At 70.3% G+C, this 5,821-nt stretch carries 2 protein-coding genes; one reads left to right on the top strand and one right to left on the bottom strand.

What is annotated here, in order from left to right:
• The first annotated feature begins 432 nt into the window (after nucleotides 1-432).
• Nucleotides 433-1,710: an ArgE/DapE family deacylase gene (locus ACTWQJ_RS45220; protein WP_443312206.1), complete on the top strand. Its 1,278-nt coding sequence runs from the start codon at nucleotides 433-435 to the stop codon at nucleotides 1,708-1,710.
• A gap of 20 nt (nucleotides 1,711-1,730) precedes the next feature.
• Here the strand turns inward: ACTWQJ_RS45220 and ACTWQJ_RS45215 are convergent, their stop codons facing one another.
• Nucleotides 1,731-5,147: an NB-ARC domain-containing protein gene (locus tag ACTWQJ_RS45215; RefSeq protein WP_443312205.1), complete on the bottom strand. Its 3,417-nt coding sequence runs from the start codon at nucleotides 5,145-5,147 to the stop codon at nucleotides 1,731-1,733.
• Nucleotides 5,148-5,821: the final 674 nt, after the last annotated feature.

Here is a 5,821-nt window from a genome sequence, read left to right as displayed (position 1 = left end):
GACATAGCCGGGACCGGTAGATGTGACCCGTGACCGCCCTGTCGTAGGGGGCAGTCGGGAGCATAAACGGAGCCCTACAAGGGCTGAGCCAACAAGCTCGGTCCTTTAGGGGCCGAGTAGTTGACCTTCTCGTAGCACTCGGCGCGACGGGAGCGGGCCCGGGTCCTGTGCGCGTGTGCAGGAGTTAGCTCATCCGTGCAGGTGGCGGGGTGAGTGCCGGCCGTGAGGCCCGCTCGGTGCGGGAGCGGGCGGTTGCGGCGCTCGCCGACCGGATGAGGGCCGTATATAGGCAGTGGCTCACGAGTGGGTGCTTTCGGCTAAAAATGGTGATTGAACAGGTAATTGATGGCGCCTAGCATCTGAAGGTCCGGGGGTCTTGAGTAGCCGTCAGGTCCCTCCTTCGGCAGTGAGTCGCGACAGGAGCACCCATCCATGACCACAAGCGTATTCACCGCCGAGGAGGCGGCCGCCCTGGCGCAGGTTGACGAGGAGGCCATCGCCCGGACTCTGCTGGAGCTGATCGCGATTCCGAGCGTCACCGGCAGTGCAGCCGAGACGGAGATCCAGCACGACCTGGCCGGGCGGCTCGACCAGCTCGGGCTCGATGTGGACCTGTGGTCCATGGACCTGGCGGAGTTGCGAGCGAATCCTGGTTTCCCCGGGACGGAGGCGCCGCGCGATGAGGCATGGGGCCTGGTGGGGGTCACCGCAGGCGGCGGTGACGGGCCGACCGTGATCCTCCAGGGCCATGTCGACGTCGTACCGCCGGGGGACCTGGGGCAGTGGAAAGGTGATCCGTTCGTGCCACGGGTGGTGGGGGACACCGTGTACGGGCGTGGGGCCTGCGACATGAAGGCAGGTCTGGCGGCGCACCTCGCGGCGATCGCGGCCATCCGGGCGAGCGGAGCCGAGCTGCGCGGCCGGGTGGCGGTCCACTTCGTGGTCGGCGAGGAGGACGGCGGCCTCGGTGCCTTCGGCACCCTCCGCCGCGGACACACCGGCGATGCGTGCATCATCGCGGAGCCGACCGGCGGCACTCTGGTGACGGCCAACGCCGGTGCGTTGACCTTCCGGCTCGGTGTGCCCGGCCTGTCCGCACACGCCAGTTCGCGGGACGCGGGGGTCAGTGCCATCGACGTGTACCTCCCCGTCCACCGTGCCCTCGCTCGCCTGGAAGGCGAGCGCAACACCGATCTGGACCCGCTGATGGTGGAGTACGGGATCCCGTACGCGCTGTCGGTCGGTACCCTGCGCTCTGGTGACTGGGCGAGCAGCGTGCCCGATCTCCTGGTGGCGGAGGGCCGGTTGGGTGTCCGCCTCGACGAGGATCCGCAGGCCGCCCGCGCCGCACTGGAGCGGTGCGTGGCCGAGGCGTGCGCGATCGACCCGTGGCTGCGCGACCATCCGGTTGAGGTGACGTGGCCCGGCGGCCAGTTCGCCAGCGGGCGCCTTCCGGCCGGTCACCCACTGCGGGACGTGGTCCGGGGCGCCTGTGCAGAGGCCACCGGCGGCCCGGGTCCGCGCGAGCGCGGGGCGCCGTACGGCAGCGATCTGCGGCTCTACACCGCCGCGGGCATCCCGACCCTCCAATACGGCCCGGGTGATGTGCGGTTGGCGCACAGTTCCCAGGAACGGGTGTCTGTCTCCGAGACCATCGACGTGGCGCGCACCCTTGTCCTTGCCGTGCTCCGCACCGTCGGCACCAAGTGAGCGGCGGACCCGCGCGGGTCTCACAGCAGGTGGGCCAGGGCGTATACGCCCGCCCCACCGGTGGTGCACAGCAGTCCACCGGCGGGGTGCCAGCACAGACCGGTCAGGTCGCTCGCGACACGCAGTGAGCAACAGCACTCGCCGGTAGCTACTCGCCACAGCCGAACGGTCTGGTCGCGGCTTGTCGTCGCAAGGAGCGTGCCGTCCGGGGAGAAAGCACAGTTCTCCACCCAGTTGGAATGACCGGTGAGCACGGTGAGTTCGGCGGCGTCGGCCGCTCGCCACAGGCGCGCTGTTCGGTCGTCGCTGGTGGTGGCGAGCAGGGTGCCGTCGGGTGAAAAGGCGCAACTGGTCACCGCGTCCGTATGGCCCCGCAGTACGGCATGCTCGACTCCATCGGCGACGCGCCACAGCCGTGCCGTCTGATCGCCACTGGTGGTGGCAACGAGTGTTCCGTCCAAGGAGAATGCACAGCTCGTGACCCCTTCGGTGTGCCGGTCCAGGATGGACCGCTGGGTGCCGTCCGCGACCGTCCACAGCCGGGCCGTCTTGTCCTGGCCGGCGGTGACGAGCAGGGTGCCGTCGGGGGAGAAGGCGCAGCCGGTCACCCAGTGGCTGTGCCCGGTGAGTACGACGTGTTCGGTGCCGTCGGCCACTCGCCACAAGCGGGCCGTACGGTCGTTGCTGGTGGTGGCGAGCAGGGCGCTGTCCGGGGAGAACGCACAGCCGTAGACGCGGTCGGTGTGGCCGGTGAGCACGGCGTGTTCGTCGCCGTTGTCCACCTGCCGTACCAGGGCCGTGTGATCGTCACTGGTGGTGGCCAGCAGTTTCCCGTCCAGGGAGAAGGCGCAGCGGTAGACGCGCGTGTGACCGGTGATTACGGTCATGACGGTGCCCTCCGCCACCTGCCAGATCCGGCCCGTCTGGTCGTTGCCGGTGGTGGCGAGCAGAGCTCCGTCCGGGGAGAAGGCACAGCCGCGTACCCACCCTGTGTGCCCCTTGAGCACCGCCTTCTGCGTGCCGTCGCGTACCTGCCATAGCCGTACGCTGCCTCCCGCGCTGGCGGTGGCGAGCAGGGTGCTGTCCGGGGAGAAAGCGCACCTGTAGACGGTGCTGGAGTGGCCGGTGAGGACGGCCTGTTGGGCGCCGTCGGTCACCCGCCACAGCCGCGCCGTGTCATCGTGGCCCGAGGTGGCGAGGAGTGCGCCGTCGGGGGAGAATGCGCAGCTGTCCACCATGCTGGTGTGGCCGGTGAGGACGGCCTGTTGGGTGCCGTCGGTCACCCGCCACAGCCGTACGGTGTGGTCGTTGCCGGCGGTGGCGAGCAGGGCACCGTCCGGGGAGAACGCGCAACTGCTCACCCCTTTGGCATGGCCGGTCAGGACGGCGGCCACGGTGCCGTCGGCCACCCGCCACAGCCGTACGGTGTGATCGTTGCCGGCGGTGGCCAGCAGGGCACCGTCCGGGGAGAAGGCGCAGCTCGTCACGGCGTCTGCATGGGCGGTGAGCACGGCCAGTTCGGTGCCGTCGGCCACCCGCCAAAGGCGCGCTGTTCGGTCGTCGCTGGTGGTGGCGAGCAGGGCGCCGCCCGGAGAGAAGGCGCAGTCCCCGAGTCCGCCGGTGTGGCCGGTGAGCACGGTGTGCTCGGTGCCGTCGGCGATCCGCCACAGACGCGCGGTGTGATCGTTGCTGGTGGTGGCGAGCAGGGTGCCGTCGGGTGAGAAGGCACAGCTGGTCACCCCGCCCTTGTGTCCGGTCGGGTGGGGCTGGGCGGGATCGGGCTGGTCGGGTAGCGGCCACGTCGGCTCCAGTCGGGGCCGGGACAGGCTCTGCCGGTAGCGGTGGAGCAACTCGCCGAGGCCGGGCACCCCGTGCAACCGGCTGGCGAGGGTCGCGCCGAGTGCTTCGGGCGGGTCGATCGGGCCGAGCAGGTGGGCTGCGTGCTGGAGTACACGCCGCAGCACGCGAGCCGTGGGTGTGTCCGACAGCTCCAGATCGGCGACGACCCCGACCACGGAGCCGAGTCGGCGTGTCTTGGCCTCGACCCAGCGCAGGTCGGTCACGAGTGCGGCCAGTTCCTCGTGCTCGTCGGCCGCGGCCAGGTGGTACGGCAGGTGCCGCCACAGGTAGTGGGCGTCAGCCGGCAGGGTCCACCACGGTCTGGGGCTGTCGTGCCGGGTGAGCAGCGAGGTAGCGGCGGTTGTGAGCCTGTGGTGCGTCTCGCTGCGCGCCCGCGGCCCTTGACGGGTGCGCAGATAGGCTCGGATGACGTCGTGCACGACCAGGCGCGGGCCGGGTGCGTCGAGCCGATAGTCGGCTACCAGGCCCAGCGCCACCAGTTCCTCGCACAGTGCGTCGACCCGTCGGCCCGGCCACAGCAGCCCGAGCATGTTCTGGGGGATGTCGACGTCCTCGGGAAAGATGGCCAGGTCCAGACAGCGCTGCTGGTCCGCCGGCTGGAGCAGGGTCAGCCCCGCCTCCACGGTTGCTGCCACCGCGCGGCTACGGTCGGCCGGGCGGGCTGGGTCGAAAGCGCCGGGACCGTCGGCGAGGAGGGTGCGCATGATCTGCTCGGCCGCGTCCGAAGCGGCTTGGCCCCGCTCGACCCGCCGACGCAGGGCGCCGTTGACCAGGTTGAGCAGCACCGGCCACCGTCCGGCCACCTTGACCAGGCCCTCCACGGTTTCGGCGGGCAGAACGGGCAGACGGTCGGTGAGCAGGAGCCGGGCCTGCTCGACCGACATGGCGTCCACCACGATGTGCGTTCCCCCGGTGGGCAGCAGACCCGGTATGCGGGTGGTGATCAGGCGGGTGCAGTCACGCCCGCCGAATCCGAACGGCCGTAGCTGGGACTCCTCCCACACGTCGTCGATGACCAGGAGTACTGGCTGCGCCTGTTCGTCGAGTAGCCGGCCCAGCTCCGCTCCGGCCGCGTCCGGGTCGGAGATCGTCGGCCGGTTCCCGCTCACCACCGTGGCCAGGTCGTTGATCCGATCGGCCAGGTCCGCACCATGGATCTCCTGGCCGAGCGTTGCCCACAGCAGTCCACCCGGAAAGCGCTCGGGCAACTGAGGCTGGTGGCAAGCCCAGGCCGCCAGGGTCGTCTTGCCGAAACCGCCGGCTCCGCGCAACCCCGTCGTCATGCCGACGTCTGCGGCCTCGGGCGCGAGCAGCGCTGACACCAACCGGTCGGCGAGTTCGGGGCGCTCCACCATCCGGTCCAGCGGTGGGGCCATCCACGGCCGCCGACGCGTATCAAGGGGCCCTGGGCCGCCGCCACCGGACCCGCCGTGGACCGCCAGGGTGGCATCGTGGTCTACCCGCCAGATCTCAAAGGTGATCCACACCGCAACCAGGACCAGCAGTGCGGTGCCCAGCGTCCAGGTCCACTCCGACGTCGCCAAGTTGGCCAGCGCGCCCGCCGCGAACGCCAGCAATGTAGATGCTCCGGCTGTGGTCCCTTGCCTGGAGAGCCTGCGCGCCACGCCCCACCAACCTTCGACACGGCATCACGGGACCCCCTCCCGGATGCGACCAGCCGTACCCAGCAAGATACCGAGCGTGACCGCGCGCCACCCGGTAAACCAGTACAGGCAGTTCGAACAAGCTTGAACCATGCGGGACTTGCCGCTGTGACAACTTCGAGGATCGGTGTCTACCACCACATCCCGGCCTTCAACCGTTCCTGCCCGGCCAACCTTGGTGCCGGGCCTGTGTGTTGGAGCGCGCCCTGGGCTGGCAAATGCGCTCGCGCTGTCTGACCCGCGACTGTCGAGACGTGGCCCGCCACCAGGTCGGTGCTGGCCGGACCGGCTCTTCGGGGGCAGCACCCCTGGCCACATCGCCCCGTCCGGCGACCGGTCCCCGCCCTTCGATGCGCTCGGCTACACCCTGGACGTCCTGCTGCCCATCGTGGACCTCGGACAGCAGCGTGCCTGGGTGGCGAACGGCGCCGCCATGTACTGAGGCTGGGCACTGACCGCCGGATGGGTACTGGCCACAGCCGTGGTCGCCGGGCTGGGCGGCGTTCTCAAGCGCGGCTGACGGCAGCGCGGCCGACGTCGTCCGCTCGTGGAACCCACAACAGATTTTGAGGGCAGGTCTTGTTCGG

This window comes from Streptomyces sp. KR55 (assembly GCF_052245645.1).
Lineage (GTDB): Bacteria > Actinomycetota > Actinomycetes > Streptomycetales > Streptomycetaceae > Streptomyces > Streptomyces flavusporus.
This window is presented reverse-complemented; position numbering and strand designations above follow the sequence as displayed.